The 21,680-nt window shown below is 66.9% G+C and carries 18 protein-coding genes and 2 tRNA genes; 11 read left to right on the top strand and 9 right to left on the bottom strand.

The window, feature by feature from the left end:
* The first annotated feature begins 14 nt into the window (after positions 1-14).
* Positions 15-716, top strand: coding sequence for a phosphate regulon transcriptional regulator PhoB (gene phoB / locus BX604_RS00955; RefSeq protein ID WP_006750313.1), 702 nt, complete (start codon positions 15-17; stop codon positions 714-716).
* Between the two features lie 61 nt (positions 717-777).
* On the top strand, positions 778-2,097 hold the full coding sequence (gene phoR, locus BX604_RS00950) for a phosphate regulon sensor histidine kinase PhoR (RefSeq protein ID WP_098549166.1): 1,320 nt from the start codon (positions 778-780) through the stop codon (positions 2,095-2,097).
* A gap of 137 nt (positions 2,098-2,234) precedes the next feature.
* Here the strand turns inward: phoR and ppk1 are convergent, their stop codons facing one another.
* Positions 2,235-4,298, bottom strand: a complete 2,064-nt coding sequence (gene ppk1, locus BX604_RS00945; RefSeq protein WP_098549165.1) for a polyphosphate kinase 1 — start codon at positions 4,296-4,298, stop codon at positions 2,235-2,237.
* 280 nt (positions 4,299-4,578) lie between these two features.
* Between ppk1 and ppx the strand changes: the two genes are divergently transcribed.
* Positions 4,579-6,093, top strand: a complete 1,515-nt coding sequence (gene ppx / locus BX604_RS00940; RefSeq protein WP_098549164.1) for an exopolyphosphatase — start codon at positions 4,579-4,581, stop codon at positions 6,091-6,093.
* Between the two features lie 70 nt (positions 6,094-6,163).
* On the opposite strand, the gene BX604_RS00935 is transcribed toward ppx, so the two are convergent.
* The gene (locus tag BX604_RS00935; RefSeq protein ID WP_143747985.1) at positions 6,164-6,595 is read right to left on the bottom strand and encodes a hypothetical protein; all 432 of its coding nucleotides are present in this window, start codon (positions 6,593-6,595) and stop codon (positions 6,164-6,166) included.
* Positions 6,596-6,737: 142 nt separating this feature from the next.
* Positions 6,738-6,814: transfer RNA gene (locus BX604_RS00930), tRNA-Pro, on the bottom strand.
* 163 nt (positions 6,815-6,977) lie between these two features.
* On the opposite strand from BX604_RS00930, the gene sixA reads away from it, so the two are divergent.
* Positions 6,978-7,439, top strand: a complete 462-nt coding sequence (gene sixA, locus BX604_RS00925; RefSeq protein WP_098549162.1) for a phosphohistidine phosphatase SixA — start codon at positions 6,978-6,980, stop codon at positions 7,437-7,439.
* 157 nt (positions 7,440-7,596) lie between these two features.
* The gene (locus BX604_RS00920; protein ID WP_098549161.1) at positions 7,597-8,403 is read left to right on the top strand and encodes a GNAT family N-acetyltransferase; all 807 of its coding nucleotides are present in this window, start codon (positions 7,597-7,599) and stop codon (positions 8,401-8,403) included.
* A gap of 209 nt (positions 8,404-8,612) precedes the next feature.
* Here BX604_RS00920 and BX604_RS38860 read toward each other — a convergent pair whose 3' ends face one another.
* A complete protein-coding gene (locus BX604_RS38860) occupies positions 8,613-8,783 on the bottom strand; it encodes a hypothetical protein (protein ID WP_167357983.1) in 171 nt (56 codons plus the stop codon).
* A 135-nt stretch (positions 8,784-8,918) separates the two neighbouring features.
* On the opposite strand from BX604_RS38860, the gene BX604_RS00915 reads away from it, so the two are divergent.
* Positions 8,919-9,098 (top strand): hypothetical protein, encoded by a 180-nt coding sequence (locus BX604_RS00915; RefSeq protein WP_098552664.1) that lies wholly within the window; start codon positions 8,919-8,921, stop codon positions 9,096-9,098.
* A gap of 19 nt (positions 9,099-9,117) precedes the next feature.
* Here the strand turns inward: BX604_RS00915 and BX604_RS00910 are convergent, their stop codons facing one another.
* The 5 genes from BX604_RS00910 to BX604_RS00890 all read right to left on the bottom strand — a co-directional run bounded on the left by BX604_RS00910 (position 9,118) and on the right by BX604_RS00890 (position 14,644).
* Entirely contained in the window at positions 9,118-10,500 is a 1,383-nt protein-coding gene (locus BX604_RS00910; RefSeq protein ID WP_098549160.1) for an MATE family efflux transporter, read from the bottom strand.
* 10 nt (positions 10,501-10,510) lie between these two features.
* Positions 10,511-10,837: a DUF2288 domain-containing protein gene (locus BX604_RS00905; RefSeq protein ID WP_098549159.1), complete on the bottom strand. Its 327-nt coding sequence runs from the start codon at positions 10,835-10,837 to the stop codon at positions 10,511-10,513.
* A gap of 82 nt (positions 10,838-10,919) precedes the next feature.
* Entirely contained in the window at positions 10,920-12,539 is a 1,620-nt protein-coding gene (locus BX604_RS00900) for an acyl-CoA synthetase (RefSeq protein WP_098549158.1), read from the bottom strand.
* 366 nt (positions 12,540-12,905) lie between these two features.
* Positions 12,906-13,598, bottom strand: a complete 693-nt coding sequence (locus tag BX604_RS00895) for a peptidoglycan DD-metalloendopeptidase family protein (RefSeq protein ID WP_098549157.1) — start codon at positions 13,596-13,598, stop codon at positions 12,906-12,908.
* Positions 13,599-13,732: 134 nt separating this feature from the next.
* On the bottom strand, positions 13,733-14,644 hold the full coding sequence (locus BX604_RS00890; RefSeq protein WP_098549156.1) for an aldose epimerase family protein: 912 nt from the start codon (positions 14,642-14,644) through the stop codon (positions 13,733-13,735).
* 483 nt (positions 14,645-15,127) lie between these two features.
* On the opposite strand from BX604_RS00890, the gene BX604_RS00885 reads away from it, so the two are divergent.
* The 5 genes from BX604_RS00885 (at position 15,128) to BX604_RS00865 (ending at position 21,605) form a co-directional block, all read left to right on the top strand.
* Positions 15,128-15,958 (top strand): undecaprenyl-diphosphate phosphatase, encoded by an 831-nt coding sequence (locus BX604_RS00885; RefSeq protein WP_098549155.1) that lies wholly within the window; start codon positions 15,128-15,130, stop codon positions 15,956-15,958.
* A gap of 173 nt (positions 15,959-16,131) precedes the next feature.
* Positions 16,132-16,208, top strand: a tRNA-Arg gene (locus tag BX604_RS00880).
* Between the two features lie 422 nt (positions 16,209-16,630).
* On the top strand, positions 16,631-17,092 hold the full coding sequence (locus BX604_RS00875; protein WP_098549154.1) for a (2Fe-2S)-binding protein: 462 nt from the start codon (positions 16,631-16,633) through the stop codon (positions 17,090-17,092).
* On the top strand, positions 17,089-19,413 hold the full coding sequence (locus BX604_RS00870; RefSeq protein ID WP_098549153.1) for a xanthine dehydrogenase family protein molybdopterin-binding subunit: 2,325 nt from the start codon (positions 17,089-17,091) through the stop codon (positions 19,411-19,413). The genes BX604_RS00875 and BX604_RS00870 overlap by 4 nt, the downstream gene beginning before the upstream one ends.
* A gap of 362 nt (positions 19,414-19,775) precedes the next feature.
* Positions 19,776-21,605, top strand: coding sequence for an acyl-CoA dehydrogenase (locus BX604_RS00865; RefSeq protein WP_098549152.1), 1,830 nt, complete (start codon positions 19,776-19,778; stop codon positions 21,603-21,605).
* Positions 21,606-21,680 lie beyond the last annotated feature (75 nt).

The raw sequence follows: 21,680 nt of genomic DNA, 5'->3' as shown, positions 1-21,680 counted from the left end.
AAAAAGAGGTGCCGATGCCCAGCAACATTCTCGTCGTTGAAGATGAGCCCGCGATTTCCGAACTGATCTCGGTGAATCTCCAGCATGCCGGTCACTGCCCGATCCGCGCGTACAACGCGGAGCAGGCGCAGAACCTGATCAGCGATGTGCTGCCCGATCTCGTGCTGCTCGACTGGATGCTGCCGGGCAAGTCCGGTATCGCGTTTGCGCGCGACCTGCGCAACAACGAACGGACCAAGCACATCCCGATCATCATGCTGACCGCGCGCGGCGACGAGCAGGACAAGGTGCTCGGCCTCGAAATCGGCGCGGACGACTACGTGACCAAGCCGTTCTCGCCGAAGGAACTGATGGCGCGCATCAAGGCCGTGCTGCGCCGCCGTGCGCCGCAGCTGACCGAGGACGTCGTGTCGATCAACGGGCTGCGGCTCGACCCGGCCACGCATCGCGTGGCCGCGCACGGCGACGGCAGCGAGATCAAGCTCGATCTCGGTCCGACCGAATTCCGCCTGCTGCATTTCTTCATGACGCACCCGGAGCGCGTGCACAGCCGCACGCAACTGCTCGATCAGGTCTGGGGCGATCACGTGTTCGTCGAAGAGCGCACCGTCGACGTCCACATCAAACGATTGCGCGCGGCCTTGAAACCGGCCGGCTGCGATGCGATGATCGAGACCGTGCGCGGCAGCGGCTACCGGCTCGCCAAGCACGCGTAACGTATCGTTCCGGACATGCCGTGTGCCACGGCATGCCGTTCATTCTCTCGGGCGCTGAATCATGAACATCATCTGGGCGCGCTTTCTCGTGTCGCTCGTGCTGCTCGTGCTGATCAGCGTATTGGTCGGCGTGTTCGCCGGCCCGACCGCGGCCCTCGGGTTCGCGGTCGTGATGCTGGTCGCGCAGGGCTTCTTCAGTACCTTCCATACGCAACGCCTGTGGCGTCTGCTCGATGCGCCCGTCTATGGCGAGGTGCCGAGCGCACCGGGCATCTGGGGCGAAATCTACTACCGGCTGCACAAGCTCGCGAAGCAGTGGCATGCGCAGGTGCGGCAGGTCGAACAGCAGCATTCGCGCTTCATCCAGGCGATCCAGGCGTCGCCGAACGGCGTCGCGATGCTCGACGACCACGACCAGATCGAGTGGTGCAACGCGATCGCCGAGGTGCACTTCGGCCTCGATGCGAAGCGCGACCTGCGCCAGCACGTCACGAACCTGGTGCGTCATCCGGATTTCGTCCGCTACCTGAACGCGCAGCATTACGACGAGACGCTCGTGATGCGCGGGATGGGCGACTCGCGGCAGAACGTGCTGGCCGTGCAGGTGTTTCCGTACGGCGAGAACCGCAAGCTGCTGCTCACGCAGGACATCACCGAGCTCGAGCGTACCGACGCGATGCGCCGCGACTTCGTCGCGAACGTGTCGCACGAGTTGAAGACGCCGCTTACCGTGTTGTCGGGCTTTCTCGAGACGATGCGCGAGCTGCCGCTGAACGAGGAAGATCGCGCGCGCTATCTCGAGATGATGGAGCAGCAGGCCTCGCGGATGCGGCACATCGTGACCGACCTGCTGGTGCTCGCGAAGCTCGAGGGCGAGAGCAAGCCGCCGACCGATCGCGCGATCGACATGCGTGCCGTGTTCGACCATCTGAAGGAAGATGCGCAGACGCTGTCGAACGGGCATCACGAGATCGCCTTCACGATCGACGAGACGCTCGGCGTCACGGGCGCGCAGACCGAGGTGTTCAGCGCGTTCGCGAATCTCGTCACCAACGCGATCCGCTATACGCCCGATGGCGGCAAGATCTGCGTGACGTGGCGACGCGAGGGTGCGCAGGGCGTGTTCTCCGTCACCGACAGTGGCTTCGGCATTCCGGCCGCCGACCTGCCGCGGCTCACCGAGCGCTTCTACCGCGTCGACCGCAGCCGCTCGCGCGATACGGGCGGCACGGGCCTCGGCCTCGCGATCGTCAAGCACGTGCTGCAGCGGCACGACTCGCACCTGTACGTGCAGAGCGAGGAAGGGCGCGGCAGCACGTTTACCGCGCGCTTCCCGGCCGCGCGAATCATCGCGATCCGGCCGGCCACGTTCGAGGCGTGAAGATGTGATGGCTTGATGCGGATCGTGCGCGTTGTTCACGCGTGCGACCTGAAACGAAAAAGGCACAGCCCGCGGGCTGTGCCTTTTTCGTTTGCTGCCCGGCGCGCCAGAACGCGCGCGCCGGATGCGTCGCCTTCCTACGAGCAGAACTTCGCGAGCAAGCCGAGCTGCGCACTGCGGATCGTCTTGCCCGCACGGCGCCGGCGGTAGTGGCCGTCGCTGTGCATCAGCCATGCCGACTGGTTGTCGCCGAGGCAGACCGACAAGCCTTCGGCGATCACGCGGCGCTTCAGCTTGCGCTCGCGAATCGGGAACGCGACTTCGACGCGGCGGAACAGGTTGCGATCCATCCAGTCGGCGCTCGACAGATAGACATCTTCGGCGCCGCCCGCATGGAAATAGTAGATGCGGTGGTGTTCGAGGAAGCGGCCGACGATCGAGCGCACCGTGATGTTTTCCGACAGTCCCGGCACACCCGGCTTCAGTGCGCACACGCCGCGCACGATCAGGTCGACCTTGACGCCCGCCTGCGACGCTTCGTACAGCGCGGCGATCACCGACGGCTCCAGCAGCGCGTTCATCTTCGCCACCACGCGCGCGCGCTTGCCGGCGCGTGCGTTGTCGATTTCTGCGCGGATCGATTCGATGATGCGCGGATGCAGCGTGAACGGCGACTGCCACAGATCGTGCAGCGTCAGCTCGCCGCCGATCCCGGTCAGTTGCTGGAACACGTGGTGGACGTCCTCGCAGATCTTCTGGTCGGCCGTCATCAGCCCGAAGTCCGTGTAGAGGCGGGCGGTGCGCGGGTGATAGTTGCCGGTGCCGAGGTGCACGTAGCGGCGCAGCGATGCCTTGCCGCCCTGCACGACGCGCCGCACGATCAGCATCATCTTCGCGTGGCACTTGTGGCCGACCACGCCGTACACGACATGCGCGCCGACGGCCTCGAGCTGCGACGCCCAGTTGATGTTGGTTTCCTCGTCGAAGCGCGCGAGCAGTTCGACGACGACGGTCACTTCCTTGCCGTTGCGCGCGGCTTCCATCAGCGCGTCCATCAGCGGCGAATCGGTGCCGGTGCGGTAGATCGTCTGCTTGATCGCGACGACGCTCGGGTCCTTCGCGGCCTGCTGCAGCAGTTCGAGCACCGGCTGGAAGCTCTCGTACGGGTGGTGCAGCAGGATGTCGCCGTTGTCGATTGCGTCGAACATCGTCGGCACATTCGTGATCGCGGGCGGAATCGATGCGGTGAACGGCGCGAACTTCAGGTTGGGGCGATCGACGAGATCGGGAATCTGCATCAGGCGCACGAGGTTCACCGAGCCGGCCACGCGATAGCAGTCCCTGTCGTCGAGCAGGCTTTCCTCGAGCAGGCGTCGCACGATGTGCGACGGCGTGTCGGCCGACACTTCGAGCCGCACCGCGTTGCCGAGGTGGCGCGCGGGCAGTTCGCCCTGCAGCGCGACGCGCAGGTTCGTGATTTCGTCCTCGTCGACGAACAGCTCGCTGTTGCGCGTGATGCGGAACTGGTTGCAACTCTTCACGACGAGTTGCGGGAACAGTTCGCCGACAAAGCGCTGCATGAACGAGCTGAGCAACACGAAGCCGTGCTCGAAGCCCGACAGCGCCTGCGGCATGCGCACGACGCGCGGCAGCGCGCGCGGCGCCTGCACGATGCCCATCACGGCCTGGCGGCCGAACGCGTCGCGGCCTTCGAGCTCGACGACGAAGTTCAGGCTCTTGTTCAGCACGCGCGGGAACGGGTGGGCGGGATCGAGGCCGATCGGCGTGAGCACCGGCAGCAGTTCATCGAAGAAGTAGCCGCGCGCCCATTCGAGCTGCGCGTCGTTCCACGTCTCGCTCGCATGGAAGTAGATGCCTTCCTGCTCGAGCGCGGGCAGCACGGTTTCGTGCAGCATCGTGTACTGACGGTGGACCAGTCGCTGCGCGCGCTCGACGACGAGGTCGTAAGCATGCTGTAACGACATGCCGTCGGGCGTCAGTGCACCGGGGTTGTCGCGAATCTGTTCCTGAAGGCCCGCCATCCGGACTTCGAAGAATTCGTCGAGGTTGCTGCTCGTGATGCAGATGAAACGCAAGCGCTCGAGCAACGGAATTTGCGGGTCGGCCGCCTGGGCCAGTACACGCTCGTTGAAACCGAGGATGCCCAGTTCACGATTGAGAAGTGGATAACGGACGGACATCGGCAGAGTAGGGGGTGATTCGGGCGATGATTCGAAAGGACGCTCGGAAACTCTCACGGTACGATGACGTGATGATGACAAGGGTGTATTTATATCGGGAAATTCTACGCTGGAACCATTTTGTCTCATAAATGTTTCGGACATATACAATCTACCGGTGTACATGCCCGTGAAGCGTGGCAACGGCAAGCGTTCCACGCTTAAAATGTCGCCTTTGATTGATCGCCCTGCGGTGCCCGGACCGGCGACTGCGGGGGAACGCGCACGGAGCCCCCTTCTGATGGTTACATCCCCCCACTTGCTGGCTGCCGTGGATCTCGGCTCGAACAGCTTCCGGCTGATCGTCGGACGCATCGAGGAAACGCCGGCGGGCAGCCAGATCTATCCCGTCGATGCGCTGCGTGAGCCCGTGCGACTGGCCGCGGGCCTGTCGAGCGACAAGATGCTCGATCGCGCGTCGCAGGAGCGTGGCTGGGAGGCACTCAAGCGGTTCGGCGAGCGCCTGCGCGACTTCCATCCCGATCATGTGCGCGCGGTGGCGACCAACACGCTGCGCGTCGCGAAGAACGCGGGCGAATTTCTCGGCGAGGCCGAAGCGGCGCTCGGTTTCCCGATCGAAGTGATCGCGGGCCGCGAAGAGGCGCGCCTGATCTATGCGGGTGCCGCGCATTCGGTGCCGGCGAGTGCCGGCAAGCGGCTCGTCGTCGACATCGGCGGCGGCTCGACCGAATTCATCATCGGCTCGCACTACACGCCGATCGTGATGGAGAGTCTCTATATCGGCTGCGTGAGTCACAGCCGCGCATTCTTCCCGGCCGGCAACGTCGACGAATACACGATGCGGCAGGCCGAACTCGCGGCCAAGCGCGAGATCCAGATCATTTCCAGCGAGTACAAGAAGGCGGGGTGGGACCAGGCGATCGGTTCGTCCGGTACCGCGCGTGCGCTCGCCGAACTCGTCGAGGCGAACGGCTTCAACGACGCGGGCATCACACACGGTATTTCGCGCGGCGGCCTCGAACGGCTGAAGCGCGCGCTGATCAAGTCCGAGAACGTGAACCGGCTGAAGCTGGTTGCGCTGAAGCCCGATCGCGTGCCGGTGCTCGCCGGCGGCCTCGCGATCATGCTTGCGGTGTTCGAGGAACTGGGCGTCGACTACGTCGACACGACCGACGGCGCGCTGCGTCTGGGCGTGCTGTACGACCTGCTCGGCCGGACCCAGCACGAGGACATGCGCGCGGTGACCGTCGAGGGCTTCACGCGTCGCTATGGCGTCGATCGCGCGCAGGCCGAGCGCATCGGTGCGCTGGCGGCACGGTTCTACGACGAACTCGACGAAACCGACGACGAAGCGCTCGAGGAAGGCCGGATGTTCCTCGGCTGGGCCGCCGCGTTGCACGAGATCGGTCTGTCGATTTCGCACAGTGCGTATCACAAGCATTCGGCCTATATCGCGAGCAACGCGGACATGCCGGGTTTCTCGCGGACCGACCAGGCGCGCCTCGCCGCGCTCGTGCTCGGTCATGCGGGCAAGCTCGGCAAGCTGTCGCAGGCGCGCGAGGTCGAATGGCCGCTGCTGTTCTGCCTGCGGCTCGCGGCGCTGCTGTGCCGGCGCCGGACCGATGCGGGGCTGCCGAACATCTCCGTATCGCAGATGAAGAAGGGTGGCTATGAAGTGCGGCTGCCGAGCGCATGGGTCGAGCAGAACCCGCTGACCGACTACAGCCTCAGCCAGGAAGCGGCGGAGTGGGAGAAGGTCGGTATTCCGTATCGCGTCGTCTATACCGGCGCGTAATGACGCGGTGAGGCGGGCGTGGCGGCTCGCCGATGCGCGCTGCCGCGGTCCTGCATGGGTTGCGATGCGCTCAGTCCGAGCACACGATCGCGGTCAGGAACGGAAACGCCTGCTTGACGGTCGCGTCGCTGCCGGCCTTGCGCACGGCCTGTTCGACCGCGTTTTTCGTGCCGCGTACCACGACACCGTACGCCCACTCGCCGATCGGCGTGCCGTCGCCCGGCTGAAAAATCGGATCGTTCGCCTGATAGCCGAGCACGACGTACACGCCGAAGCCGTACGCGGTCAGCGGATGGTTCGTGCGGAACGCGTTCACCGAATTGGGTTCGACGTGCATCGGCTCCGACTGGATGTCGCCGGCTGCGAGCAGCGGTGCGACGAACTGGTGGCCGTTCGAGTGGCAGTCGAGCGCGCCGTCGATCGACTTGGCCGACGCGGTGCCGGTCGCGCCGAGCGCGAGCAGCGCGCCGAAGAGGGCGGCCTTGATAGCGTGTTTTTTCATGCGCGGTTGCGGGTTGGTCGCGGACATTATCGCGTGTTCCCGCAAGATTCGTGCGCGGGTTGCGCGCCGCGCGGCTCGTGATGGCCGACAAAAACGAAAAAGGGTTGCAAGCGCGATGGCTTGCAACCCTTGTCGTATATCGTGGTCGGAGCGATAGGATTCGAACCTACGACCCTCTGATCCCAAATCAGATGCGCTACCAGGCTGCGCTACGCTCCGACGAGCCAAAGATAATATCGTCTAATCGGTGACGGAGTCAATCACGTTATGCATATGATGTGAGGTACGTGATCCCGAGCCGGCCGCGATTGGCGACAATTTGCATGGCGATCGCCGCGCACGCACGTGTGGCCGGATCGTTGCCAACGCATGGAGAGAAATCATGATGAACCTGATCCTGTGGCGTCACGCCGAAGCCGAGGACTACGCGGCAAGCGACCTCGCGCGCCAGTTGACCACCCGCGGGCGCAAGGAAGCGCAGGCCATGGCCAAATGGCTGCGCGGCCGGCTCGAATCGAGCAGCGTGATCCTCGCGAGCCCGGCGGCCCGCACGGTGCAGACGGTCGAGGCGCTGACCGACCAGTACCGCACGATCGACGCGCTCGCGCCGGGCGGCAGCGTCGACGACGTGCTCACGGCGGCCGGCTGGCCGGAAGGCATCGCACCGACGGTCGTGATCGTCGGCCACCAGCCGACCCTCGGCAGCGTCGCCGCGCAGCTGATCGCGGGCAGCGACGACAGCTGGAGCGTCAAAAAGGGCGGCATCGTGTGGCTCGCGAGCCGCACGCGCGACGGCAGCCGGCAGGCCGTGCTGCGCGCGGTATTGACCCCGGACCTCGTGTAAAGGGCTTGAAGGCATTCATCATACGGTTTTGCAAGCTTTCTGCTAAAGTCAGTTCGGCGACACGTCATTGAAAGGACACGGTCGTGCCACAGAACGGTAACGGCCGGTTACTACATTGCTGGCATGTCGTCCTCTTCCTTACGACCAGGAAAGCCTAATGCGAGAACTGCCGACGCCTACGCTCCCTTTTGCCTCGCTTCCCCTCGACACGACGCGGCGCCACCTGCCGCGCGCTGCTGAAACCGTCACATCGGAATACCGTCTGCGCGCCGCCTGGGCGCGTACCGAAGATGAACTGCGCGAAGCCCAGCGCCTGCGTTACACCGTATTCGCCGAGGAGATGGGCGCACAGCTCAGCGGTCCGTCCGGTCTCGACGTCGATCCGTTCGACGCCTATTGCGACCACCTGCTGGTGCGCGATCTCGATACGCTGAAGGTGGTCGGCACGTACCGCGTGCTGCCGCCGCACCAGGCCGCGCGTGTCGGCCGTCTGTATGCGGAAGGCGAATTCGATCTGTCGCGTCTCACGCACCTGCGCGGCAAGATGGTCGAGGTCGGTCGCTCGTGCGTGCACAGCGATTACCGCAGCGGCGCCGTGATCATGGCGCTGTGGGGTGGCCTCGGCGCGTACATGATGCAGAACGGCTACGAAACGATGCTCGGCTGCGCGAGCGTGTCGATGGCCGACGGCGGCCACTATGCGGCGAACCTGTATCAGTCGCTGTCGGCCGGTTCGCTGACGGCGCCGGAATACCGCGCGTTCCCGCATACGGCGTTGCCGGTCGACGAACTGCAGACGGGCACGGCCGTCGCGCCGCCGCCGCTGATCAAGGGTTATCTGCGCCTCGGCGCGAAGATTTGCGGCGCGCCGGCCTGGGATCCCGACTTCAATTGCGCGGATTTCCTCACGCTGTTCCGCCTGTCGGATATCAACGCACGCTACGCCCGGCACTTCCTGGGCTGAGCATCGTCCGGATCACGGCGCGCCTGTCCGGCGCGCGCAAGCGAACGCCGTCGCCTGGCAATCCGCCACGCGACGGCGTTCGGCCATTCGGACGATGCTACGGTATCGAACCCCGTTAATTCGGACGGTACGCCGCTCTCCAGCGCGCCCGGGCGGGTGCGTCAGCAGGCGGGCCGCACATGCGGCGGCCCGGACGGCGGCGCGGCTTGCTAGTGCTTGCGCCGCCAGTCGAGCAGGTGGTGTTCAGCCATCCAGTGATGGATCATCCCTTCGCCGCCATGGCTGCGCTTGTATTCGCGCGACTCGAAGTAGGACAGGGCGACGAGCACCATCAGACCGATGAACAGGCCGATCAGGCCAGCGATTTCTTCAGACGTCATGGCAGCCTCCTTTCAACGGCACAGCGCCATGCGTACATAGTAGAACATGCGCGGGACGACCTCTAACCCGGAATTCCGCTAGACTCGGCCCGGTTCTGGCGCGCGATGGGCGCGCCGTTTTCCGGAGCGCTTTCGATGACCCGTTTCATGCTGGCCGTGCTGGCCGCGTCCATTCTTGCCGGCTGCAGCAGCGATCCCCGTGACGCCCGTCGCGGCCATCCGCCGCAAGACCCGGCCGATTATCACGGTGTGCCGACCGACATGACGCCGCCGTCGATGCTCGGCGAGCCGGGGTCGGTGCCTCCGGCGAAATAATGCTCGGCCCGCGCGGCCGTCACGCGCCGGCAGCCGGCGCGTCGGCGCCGATCCGGCGCATCAGCGCGGGCAGGTAGCGTGCGAGCGTCGCGCCGCGCGCGACCATGAAGAGCAGCAGTGCGAACCATAGCCCGTGATTGCCGAACGGGCCGACGGCGGCCAGCGTGGCAGCGATGAAGATTGCGAACGACGCGACCATCGCGCGCATCAGCGATTGCGTCTGCGTCGCGCCGATGAACACGCCGTCGAGCAGGAATCCCCACACGGACACGATCGGCGAGATCGCCGCCCACGGCAGGTATTGCAGCGCGACTGCGCGGATCCCGGCCTGGTCGGTCAGCTGTGCGACGATCCAGCCGCCCGCCGCCCAATAGATGAGTGCGAACAGCAGCGCGCCGAGCACGGACCACAGCAGCGTGACGCGCACGGCTTGCCGGAGCGCGGCGCGATCGCGCGCACCCGCCGCCGCGCCGACGAGCGCCTCGGCCGCATGTGCGAAGCCGTCGAGCCCGTACGCCATGAAGGTCTGGAAATTCAGCAGCAGTGCGTTGGCCGCGAGCGTCGCGTCACCCTGTTTCGCGCCGAGGTGTGCAAACCAGCCGAATGCGCCGAGTAGGCACAGCGTGCGCAGGAAGATGTCGCGATTGAGCACGATCAGCCGCTTGAGTGCCGCGCGGTCGATCAGGTCGCGCGCGGCGAGCGGCGCCAGCCCGCGCGGCCGCAGCCGCCACAGCATCCAGGCGCCGAGCGCGAAGCCGCACGCGTCTGCGGTGGCGGTCGCCGCGCCGATTCCGCCGATACCCCAGCCGAAGCCGTACACGTACAGCAACACCGCGCCGATGTTCACCGCGTTGATGAAGACCTGTGCGACGAGCGCGAGCCGTACGCGCTGCACGCCGAGCAGATAGCCGAGCACGACGTAGTTCGCGAGTGCGAACGGGGCGCTCCAGATACGGGCGTGACCGTATGCGAGGGCCGTCGCGCGAACCGCGTCGCTGCCGCCCAGCGCGGTCAACGTGAACGACAGCAGCGGCACTTGCAGGGCGAGCACGGCCGCACCGAGCGCGAATGCGACGATCAGCGCGCGCAGCACGTTCAGGCGGATGCCGACGGCGTCGCCGGCGCCGTGCGCCTGCGCGACGAGGCCCGTCGTGCCCATGCGCAGGAAGCCGAAGCCCCAGAACACGAAATTGAAGAACAGCCCGCCGAGCGCGACGCCGCCGAGATACTGCGCGCCGTCGAGATGGCCGGCTACGGCCGTGTCGACCGCGCCGAGAATCGGCTGGGTGAGGTTCGCAAGGACGATCGGGAAGGCGAGCGCGAGGACGCGACGGTGCGAGACGGCAACCGACCCGGCAGCCGGCCCGGTGCCGGCCCCGTGCGGTAATGCGGATTCAGACATGGCGGACGCGTCAGGCGCGTTCCTGCACGCACACCCATGGCGATACGACGACCGCCCACAGCTCCGGATTGCGCGCCGCGTAGTCGGCGGCGGTTTCCGCTGGCATGCGTGCGACGAGGCCGGCGGACAACCAGCGCGTGACCTGTTCCGACGCGTCGTCGGCAATCGCTTCCGCGACGCTGACGAGATCGAGGTCGCGCGCGACCGACAGCAACTTGCCCTGTGCGAAGAAGCGTTCGAGATCGCACCAGTCGATCTTGGCGGTTTCGCCGAGGAGTTTGGCGTAGAGCGGGCTGTGCGACGCGCCCGCGGCGGAATCGTGTTGGTGGGAGGACATCGGTTGTTCGTTGGAAAGACTGCGTGGCGCCACTATAAACCATCCGGGCGGGCGGCCGGATGCCCGCCCGGCCGCAAGCTGCTCACGCGTCGCGCAGTGCGCGGCGCACGATCTTGCCGGTGGCGGTCATCGGCAGGCCGTCGACGAACGCGATTGCGCGCGGATACTCGTGCGCGGCCAGGCGCGTGCGCACGTGTGCCTGCAGCGCCTGGACCAGCGCATCGTCGCCGACATGGCCGGGGTTCAGCACGACGAACGCCTTGACGATCTCGGTGCGCGTCGCATCGGGTACGCCGACCACGGCCGCCATCCGCACCGCCGGATGCGTGAGCAGGCAGTCCTCGATCGGCCCCGGGCCGATCCGGTAGCCGGCGCTCGTGATCACGTCGTCGTCGCGGCCGACGAAGCGCACGAAACCGTCGGCGTCGATCGTGCCGGTGTCGCCCGTGAGCAGGTAGTCGCCCGCGAACTTGTCGCGCGTCGCGTCCGGATTGCGCCAGTACTCGAGGAACATCACCGGATCGGGACGGCGCACCGCGATGCGCCCTTCGACGCCCGGCGGCAGCGGCGTGCCGTGTTCGTCGACGATCGCGACCGTGTGGCCGGGCACAGCCTTGCCGATCGCGCCCGGCTGCGCGTCGAACAGCGCCGCGCACGAGGACAGCACCATGTTGCATTCGGTCTGCCCGTAGAACTCGTTGATCGTGACGCCCAGCGCCTCGCGTCCCCACGCCGTCAGCTCGGTGCCGAGCGATTCCCCGCCGCTCGCGACCGATTTCAGCGACAGCGCGTAGCGTTCGCGCGGCGCCGGCACCGTGCGCATCAGCTTCAGCGCGGTGGGCGGCAGGAATGCGTGGGTCACGCCGTGCCGCGCCATCAGCGCGAACGCGGCCTCGCCGTCGAATTTCTCGAAACGGCGCGCGAGCACGGGCACGCCGTGATGCCATGACGGCAGCAGCACGTCGAGCAGGCCGCCGATCCACGCCCAGTCGGCGGGCGTCCAGAACAGGCGCGCGTCGCGCGGGAAGCATTGCTGCGACATCTCGACGCCCGGCAGGTGGCCGAGCAGCACGCGATGCGCGTGCAGCGCGCCTTTCGGCTTGCCGGTCGTTCCGGACGTATAGATGATCACCGCCGGATCGTCGGCGGCGGTGTCCGCCGGCACGAAATCGGGCGATTCGGCGGCGAGTGCGGCGTCGTAGCGCAGCACGCCCGGCGCGTCGGGTGCATCGTCGCCGATGCAGTAGCACGTGTGCAGCGCCGGCAGTTGCGCGCGTAGCGGCGCGATCTTCGCGTAGCCGGCCGCGTCGGTGACGAGTGCGGCGGCTTCGCTGTTTGCCAGCCGGTATTCGAGTGCGTCGACGCCGAACAGCGTAAACAGCGGCACCGCGATCGCACCGAGCTTGTACGCGGCGAGGTGGGCGATGGCCGTCTCGGGGCCCTGCGCGAGGAAGATGCCGATCCGGTCGCCGCGTCGCAGGCCCGCGCGCGCGAAGCTGTTCGCGAGCCGGTTAGAAGCATTCTTCAGGTCGTCGAACGTGATGCGCGACACGTCGCCTTGCGCCGTTTCGTGGATCAGCGCGAGCCGTCCGCTGCCGTCGGCCCACTTGTCGCAGACATCCACGCCGATGTTGTAGCGGGCCGGAACGCCCCACGTGAAGCGGGACAGCAGGTCTTCGTAGCGGTCGGCAGCGGGCAGCATCACATGTCTCCTCGGCAGCGATCGTCGGATTGCGTCGACGAGTTACATCGGCATTTCACGCGATCGAAGCCACAATGGCGTCTGATAGATAGGGAATGTTCGGGGTCGTGCGACGAGGGCCGCTCAGTGCACGATTCCGCAATGACGCATAAGATCACGACAAAACAGTAATGTGACCATGGATTTGCTTCTGATAGCTGCGGGGTTCAGCCTGTTCGGAATCGGGGCGCTGGTGGTGTTCGCCAGCTGCGTCGATCCGCTGTCCGGCCGTTTCACCGGCCGTCTGCGCCGACGCTGACACAACCTTTCCGATCTGTTGCGACGACACGCGATGCGACCCGGCACCGCATGTCGTCTGTCGCGTGCTCAGCGCGACGGCAGGTAGCGCGCCGGATCGATCGAGCGGCCGCTGTAGCGCAGCTCGAAGTGCAGCGCGACGCGATCGCTGTCGCTGTTGCCCATCTCGGCGATCGTCTGCCCCTGCGTGACCGACTGGCCTTCCTTCACGAGCAGCGCGCGGTTGTGCGCGTACGCCGTCAGGTAGTCCGAGTTGTGCTTGAGGATGATCAGGTTGCCGTAGCCGCGCAAGCCGTTGCCCGCGTAGACGACGACGCCGGGTGCCGCGGCCATCACCGGCGTGCCCGCCGAGTTCGCGATATCGATGCCCTTCGAGTTCGAGCCGTCGAAGCTGCGCACCACGTTGCCGGCGGCCGGCCAGATCAGTGCGATGCTCGTGGCCGGCTTGACCGCCGACTCGACCGGTGCGGAAGGTGCCGGGCGGCTGCGGCCCGCGCTGCCCGTGCCGGTGGTCGACGCGGTCGTCGTGCCGGGCGGCGGCGCGACGCGCAGCACCTGGTCGACCTCGATCGCGTCCGGGTTCGTGATCTGGTTCCAGCGCACGATGTTTTGCATCGACGTGCGGTTCGCGCGCGCGATCTTGTACAGCGTGTCGCCGCGTTCGACGCGATAGAACCCCGGGCCGACGGGGGCGGAGCCGCACGCGACGAGCAGCGCGGCGCAGGCGGCCGCGAAGAGCCGCTTCGTTGTTGTTCCGAACATTGAACCTCGCAAAAACCCTGCCGCGCGCAACGCGGCAAGCAACACAAAACGCCCGATTTTAACGGGTTCGACCCGCGCACCGCAGTTTCGGGCCGCGGGCCGCACCGTCGCGCACCGGTCCGGTGCGCGCGATGTCAGTCGGCGAGCGGCAGCACGCGAATGCGCAATGCGGCCGTTTCGGACGCGCCCGGTGCGAGCATGCGCAGCCCGAGGCCGTTGTGGATCGCGTCCGGCAGGCCGAGCCACGGCTCGACGCAGTAGAAGTCCGAGTCCGGTTTTTCCGTCCAGCTCGTGACCGCGTACCACGGGATCGAGCCCGGCACGTCGAGCGCGATCTCGATCGTGCGACGGCGGCCCGGCATCACGATGCGTACCGGGGCGGACGACGCGCCGTCGAGGCAATGGAAGCGATCGAGGATGTCCGGATCGCCGAGGCTGTACGAGGCCGCGCCGGGTTCGGGGGTACTGATCGAGCCGTCTGCTTGCTGCAGGCAGCGGTGCGTCGGCGGCAGCTCGAGCGTGGTTTCGTCGCGTTCGCCGTGCGGCAGCGCGAAATAGAAGTGGTGGCCCGCGTAGTACGGCAGCGGCGTGTCGCCGCGGTTGGTCGTCGTGAGCGCGACGTCGAGCGTGTGCGCGTCGGCGAGCCGGTAGGTTGCTTCGAAGCGGAAGTCGAACGGATAGCTGGCGTGCAGCGCGTCGTTCGCCTCGAGCGTCATCGACAGCGCGGCGCCGTCGGCCGACGGGTGTGCCGCGAACGGCAGATCGCGCGCGAAGCCGTGCATCGGCAGGTCGCGAACCACGCCGGCGGCATCGCGCCAGCGGCCGAGTTCGCCGTCGACGCGGTGGCGGCCGAGGAACGGGAACAGCAGCGGGTTGCCGCCGCGCACGCGTGCGAGATTGCTCCAGTCGGCGGTTTCCGGCCAGAAGATGACCGGTTCGCCGTCGACGTGCCACGACAGCAGGCGGCCGCCGAATTGCGGGGCGACCCGAACGAGCGACGGGCCGGCGTGAAGTTCATGAATGTCGTGCTGCTGGAAGATCGGCATGGCGAATCGGTATGAACGGGTGGGCGGGGTGCGCAACGGCGCGCTCCATTATCGGTCGCGCGGCGGTCGGGGAAAACCCTTCTCGGGAAATCGCGAGTTTTTCAGATTGCCGACGGTCTGGATAATGCCTGTAAACCGGTGATGTTGCCGGGTCATGACACTTCTGGAGGGGGCCATGGATCTGGCAATGGCAATGGGACTCGCACTGTTCGGCATGTTTACCGGCAGCACGGTACTATTTTTCTACCAGCTAGGCCGCTGACGGCAAGTTCTTCCGGATTGGCAAGGCCCGCCATGCAAATGGCGGGCCTTTTGCTTTCTGCGCACTTACAATTTGCAAGCGTTTGTGTGCATTGCCGCAAAAGCCGGGTAAATGCCTTGGCGCGGTAATCCTGGCTCGGCATAATCGGGGCGCCTTTTTTCGGACGCGCCCCGCGCCGTCCGCTTTTCTCCCCGATTGATCACTACTAAGAGGACCGACGCGTGAGTCTCTGGTTTCTGGTATTCCTGAGCGTCCTGCAGGGCGTCACCGAGCTGTTCCCCGTCAGCAGCCTCGGCCACACGCTGCTCGTGCCGGCGCTGTTCGGCATGCACATCGACAAGCACGCGCCGCAGTTGCTGCCGTTCCTTGTTGCACTGCACCTGGGCACCGCGCTTGCGCTGCTGTGGTATTTCCGCGCGCGCTGGATCGCGCTGATCAGCGGTTTCTTCGCGCAGCTCGGCGGCCGCAAGAACGACGACGGGCACCTGATGTGGGCGCTGATCATCGGCACGATTCCGACCGGGATCGTCGGTCTGCTGCTCGAGAAGCGCATCGAGCGTGTGTTCCACGATCTGCGCATCGTTGCGATCGCGCTGATCGTGAACGGCGTGCTGCTGTGGGTCGGTGACCGCATCCAGCGCAGCCGTGTGCATCAGCCGCCCGAGAAGATGACGTTCAAGCAGGCGTTTTTGGTGGGTCTCGCGCAGGTTGGCGCGTTGATTCCGGGATTCTCGCGCAGCGGGCTGACGATGATCGCCGGCAATGCGGCGGGGCTGACGGCCGAGAAGGCCGCGGAGTTTTCGTTCCTGCTCGGCACGCCGATCATTTTCGCGGCGGGCGTGCTTGAGCTGCCGAAGCTGTTCCATGCGCAGGGCCAGCTCGCGGACGCGCTGCTCGGCGGCGTGCTGACGGCGATCGCCGCTTACCTGAGCGTGCGGTTCCTGATGCGCTATTTCGAAGGGCGCGGGCGCCTGGCGTCGTTCGGCGTGTATTGCGTGATCGCCGGGGTGTTCTGTCTCGGGTGGTTCATGCTGCATGCGCAGCCGGTTTGATGGTTGCAGCACCGCTCGCGCGTGATGTGGCGCGATGATCGGGTATAATTTCGGGCTCGGCTTCATGCCGGGCCCGTTTCGTTTCGGGGCTTCGCACCGGTTGGTTGTGGTGGTGCTTCAAGCTTCGCGCGTCAAATGCGGCCCGGGTCGTGTGCCGTGTCTTTGTTCCTCGACCGCCCTTAGCTCAGTTGGATAGAGCAACGGCCTTCTAAGCCGTAGGTCACACGTTCGAATCGTGTAGGGCGGGCCAATCATTCTCGTAACGTGTCCGACAGGAATGCCACGTCGCCGCGTCCGCAGATCCGTTCCACTACACGCCAGCACGCTGAACGCACTGCATACGTACGGCGATTTTGCGGCCCGGCCGAACCGCCGCACCGATCGCCCAACCCCCGAATCCCCCCGACCGGACGACAAACCGGAATTCGTCTGATAATGCGATCGGCGAGCCACGCGAACGCGCTGCGCAAACCGCCGGCATTGCGCCGAACCGTCGCACCAGCAACCGGATGGCGGAATCCGTTCACGGCATCGCCCCGATCGTGTCGTCAGCCGACGCGATCGAGAAACGAAACGGCGTCAGGCCCACCTGGTCGTTCGGAATGTGCCCAGCGCCGTTCAAATCCCCACCCGACGCCCGCGCCACGCGGCGCCGCAAACAGGAGGTGAACGATGATCACGCTGACCGTCAACGGTAGCGAACAGCATTTCGACGGCAATCCCGACATGCCGTTGCTCTGGTATCTGCGCGACGTGCTCGGCGACACGGGCACCAAGTTCGGCTGCGGGATGGCGCTGTGCGGCGCGTGCACGGTGCACCTCGACGGCGTGGCGATCCGCTCGTGCATCACGCCGGTCGCGGCCGCATCCGGCAAGCGCGTGACGACGATCGAAGGGTTGTCGACCGATCTCACCCATCCGCTGCAGCAAGCATGGCAGGAACTGAACGTCGCGCAATGCGGCTACTGCCAGTCCGGCCAGATCATGCAGGCCGCATCGCTGCTGAAAACGAACCCGCATCCGAGCGATGCCGACATCGACGACGCGATGTCCGGCAACATCTGCCGCTGCGGCACCTACACGCGGATCCGCGCGGCGATCCGGCTGGCGGTGCGCCGTGGAGGTGCCGCATGAATGCGCCGGAACTCTCGGTTCACAACGAAAGCCGGCGCGCGCTGCTGCTCGGCTTCGCCTCCGGCGGGCTGCTGCTCGCCTTCGGCGTGCCGTCGCTCGCGCATGCGGCCGCGGCGGTTCAGCCGCCGGTCAGCCCGAATCCGCAGTACGGCGGGGCGGGCATGCCGCACGGATTGCGCGACGATCCGCACCTGTTCGTCGCGATCGCACCGGACGGCACGGTGACGGTGACCTGCATCCGCTCGGAGATGGGGCAGGGCGTGCGCACGAGCGTCGCGCTTGTGGTCGCCGACGAACTGGGCGCCGACTGGGCGCGCGTGAAGGTCGCGCAGGCAGTCGGCGACGAGCCGCGCTACGGCAATCAGAACACGGACGGCTCGCGCAGCCTGCGCCAGAGCTTCGCCGCGCTGCGTCGCGCGGGTGCGGCGGCGCGCACGATGCTCGAGCAGGCTGCCGCGGCGACGTGGGGCGTCGACGCGCGTCAGGTGAAGGCGACGGTGCACGAGGTCGTCGATACGAAGAGCGGCCGCACACTGGGTTTCGGCGAACTGGCCGCGAAAGCGGCGGCGCTGCCGGTGCCCGATCCGAAAACCGTGCCGTTGAAGGCGCAGGCGGAGTTCCGCTACATCGGCAAGGGCGCGACGGCATTGATCGACGGTCGCGACATCGTCGGCGGCCGCGCGCACTACGGCATCGACACGCGGCTCGACGGCATGCTGTATGCGGTCGTCGCGCGTCCGCCTGCGTATGGCGATACGGTCGCGTCGTTCGATGCGTCGGCCGCCGAGAAGCTGCCGGGTGTCGTCAAGGTCGTGCAACTCGCGTCGACGCCGCTGCCGTCCGGCTTCCAGCCGCTCGGCGGCGTGGCCGTGATCGCGCGCGACACGTGGACGGCGATTCAGGCGCGCGCGCAACTGAAGATCGACTGGAAGCGCGGACCGAACGCGGGCTACGATTCGGCCGCGTACCGCAAGACGCTCGAAGCGGCCGCCGCGCAGCCGGGCGACGTGATCCGCAACGACGGCGATGCCGCCACGGCGCTCGCAGGCGCCGCAAAACGGGTGCGCGCGACGTACTACATTCCGCATCTCGCGCACGCGACGATGGAGCCGCCGGCAGCCGTCGCACGTGTGGCCGACGGGCGCTGCGAAGTGTGGACCTGCACGCAGGCGCCGCAGACCACACGCGACGAGATCGCGAAGGCGCTCGGCCTGTCGACCGAGCACGTGACGGTGAACGTGACGCTGCTTGGCGGCGGTTTCGGTCGCAAGTCGAAGCCGGACTACGTGGTGGAAGCGGCGTTGTTGTCGAAGGCGACGGGTGCGCCGGTCAAGCTGACGTTCACGCGCGAGGACGACATCGCGCACGACTATTTCCATGCGGTGTCGCTGGAGGCGTTCGACGGCGGTCTCGATGCGGCGGGGAAGGTGGTCGCGTGGCAGCATCGCACGGTCGCGCCGTCGATCCAGTCGACGTTCAAGGCCGGCGTCGTGCACGAGCAGCCGGGCGAACTCGCGCAAGGCATCGCGGACCTGCCGTTTGCCATCCCGAACGTGCGGATCGAGAACCCGGCCGCGCAAGCACATACGCGGATCGGCTGGTTTCGTTCGGTGTACAACATTCCGCACGCATTCGGGATCCAGAGCTTCGTGTCGGAACTCGCGCACGCGGCGGGTCGCGACCCGAAGGATTTTCTGCTCGAGCTGATCGGCCCCGCACGACGTTTCGAGCCGCACATCACGGTGAAGAACGTGAACTACGGCGAGGATCCGGCGCTGTATCCGGTCGACACCGGGCGCTTGCGGCGCGTGGTCGAGACGGTCGCGCGCGAAGCCGGCTGGGGGCGCAAGTTGCCCAGCGGGCACGGGCTCGGGATCGCCGCGCACCGCAGCTTCGTGTCGTATACGGCGGCCGTGTGCGAAGTGCAGGTCGGCGCGGACGGCGCGATTGTCGTGCCGCGTGTCGACATCGCGATCGACTGCGGGCCGCAGGTCAACCCGGAGCGCGTGCGCTCGCAGCTCGAAGGTGCGGTGGTGATGGGGCTCGGCCTCGCGCTGCACGGCGAGATCACGTTCAAGGACGGGCAGCCGGAACAGAGCAATTTCAACGGCTTCCAGGTGCTCCGGATGAACGAGGCGCCGCGCGAAATCCACGTGCATCTGGTCGCACCGGACGACTACGCGACGCCGCTCGGCGGCGTGGGCGAGCCGGGCCTGCCGCCGATCGCGCCGGCGCTGACCAACGCGATCTTCGCGGCGACCGGCACGCGCATCCGCAGCCTGCCGGTCGCGGAGCAGCTTTCGAAACCGAAAGCGGGCTGATGCGCGATCGTGCGCCGGGCCGCCATGGCCCGGCGCACGCCGCGGATTCCGGCGTGCGCGCGGCGCGCCGGTCGATGCGCAGGTTCACGCATTGTCGTTTTAGAACGGTCGTGCTAAATTTCCGCCAGCACTTGCAGTCACCGACCCAATCATCCGGTTCCGGCAACCGGAGCCAACGGGCGCGCCGGCGCGCCGCCCGACCGTGAAGCATGGGACCAGCGTAAGCGCTAAAGCGCTGGCGCTGGTCGACAGGAGACAGACGTGATGGAGCATGCATCGATCGAGCGCACGCGGATCGACCGGACGGCGCATGGGCGGCCGTCGGCGACGCGGGCGATGCGGGTCACGCGGAGGGCATCGCGATGAGCCTGTTGATGTCGCGACGCGATCTCGCGTTCCTGCTGTACGACTGGCTCGATGCCGGCGCGCTCGCCGCGCTGCCGCGCTATGCGGAGCACAGCCGCGAGACGTTCGATGCAGTGCTCGACACGAGCGAGCGCATCGCCGCCGACCTGTTCGCGCCGCATGCGGCGCGCGGCGACCGCGAGGAGCCGCAGTTCGACGGTGAACGCGTGACGCTGATTCCCGAAGTCGCGCCGGCCGTACGGGCCTTCGCGGATGCCGGCCTGATCGCAGCCGGCCAGGACGAAGCGTTCGGCGGGATGCGCTTGCCGAAGCTCGTCGAAGCCGCGTCGTTCCTGTTCTTCCAGGCCGCGAACATCGCGACCGCCGCGTATCCCTTTCTTACCGTCGCGAACGCGAATCTGCTGCTCGCGCATGGCAGCCCCGCGCAGATCGACGCGTTCGCGCGTCCCGAGCTGGAAGGGCGCTTCTTCGGCACGATGTGCCTGTCCGAACCGCAAGCCGGTTCGTCGCTGTCCGACATCGTCACGCGCGCGGATTTCGAATGCGACACGCCGCTCGGCCCGCGCTACCGGATCACCGGCAACAAGATGTGGATTTCCGGCGGCGAGCATGAACTGGCCGAGAACATCGTTCACCTTGTGCTCGCGAAGATTCCCGACGAACACGGCAGGCTCCAGCCCGGCACGCGCGGCATTTCGCTGTTCATCGTCCCCAAGTATCTGCCGGGTGACGATGGCGCTGCGCGCGGCGAGCACAACGACGTGGTGCTCGCCGGGCTGAACCACAAGATGGGGTATCGCGGCACGACCAACTGTCTGCTGAACTTCGGTGAAGGCACGCGCCATCGTCCGCAGGGGCGCGCCGGGGCGATCGGCTATCTGGTCGGCAAGCCGAATCACGGTCTCGCCTGCATGTTCCACATGATGAACGAGGCGCGCATCGGCGTCGGCGCGGGCGCGGTGGCGCTCGGCTACACCGGTTACCTGCACGCGCTCGACTATGCGCGCAACCGGCCGCAGGGTCGCCCGCTCGGACCGTCCGGCAAGGACGCGGCCGCGCCGCAGGCGCCGATCGTCGCGCATCCGGACGTGCGGCGCATGCTGCTCGCGCAGAAGGCGTATGTCGAGGGCGCTCTCGCGCTGATCCTGTACTGCGCGCGGCTGGTCGACGAAGCGCGCGCGCACACCGACGCGGCAGTGCGCGCCGACGCCACGCGGCTGCTCGACATCCTGACGCCGATCGCGAAAAGCTGGCCGTCGCAGTGGTGTCTTGTTGCGAACGATCTTGCGATCCAGGTGCACGGCGGCTACGGCTACACGCGCGACTATCCGGTCGAGCGGCTCTATCGCGACAATCGTCTCAACCCGATTCACGAAGGCACGCACGGCATTCAGGCGCTCGACCTGCTGGGCCGCAAGGTCGTGCAGGACGACGGGGCGCTGCTGCTTGCGCTCGACGCGCGCATCGGCGCGACCGTCGCGCGCGCGCGGACGGCCGGCGGCGAGACGCGCACGCAGGCCGACGCGCTCGCGCAGCGCTGGGCGCGGCTCGTCGACGTCACGCGTGCGTTGGCCGCGCTCGGCGATCCGCAAGTGCGGCTTGCGAACGCGAGCGTCTATCTCGAGGCGTTCGGTCATCTCGTCGTCGCGTGGCTGTGGCTCGACGTGACGCTTGCGGCGCACGGCCACGACGACGATTTCCGCGACGGCAAGCGTGCGGCCGCGCGCTATTTCTTTCGCTGGGAGCTGCCGAAGGTGGATGCGCAGCTCGATCTGCTGGCGAGTGTCGACACGACGACGCTCGACATGCGCGACGCGTGGTTCTGAGCGTCGCGATGCACGGATGACGGTAACGCGATGCAGGCCGCTGTGCCAGCGTCGCGAGCCGATCGCGCGGGTGCG

The organism is Burkholderia sp. JKS000303, from assembly GCF_002563755.1.
Classification (GTDB): Bacteria; Pseudomonadota; Gammaproteobacteria; order Burkholderiales; family Burkholderiaceae; genus Burkholderia; species Burkholderia anthina_B.
This window is presented reverse-complemented; position numbering and strand designations above follow the sequence as displayed.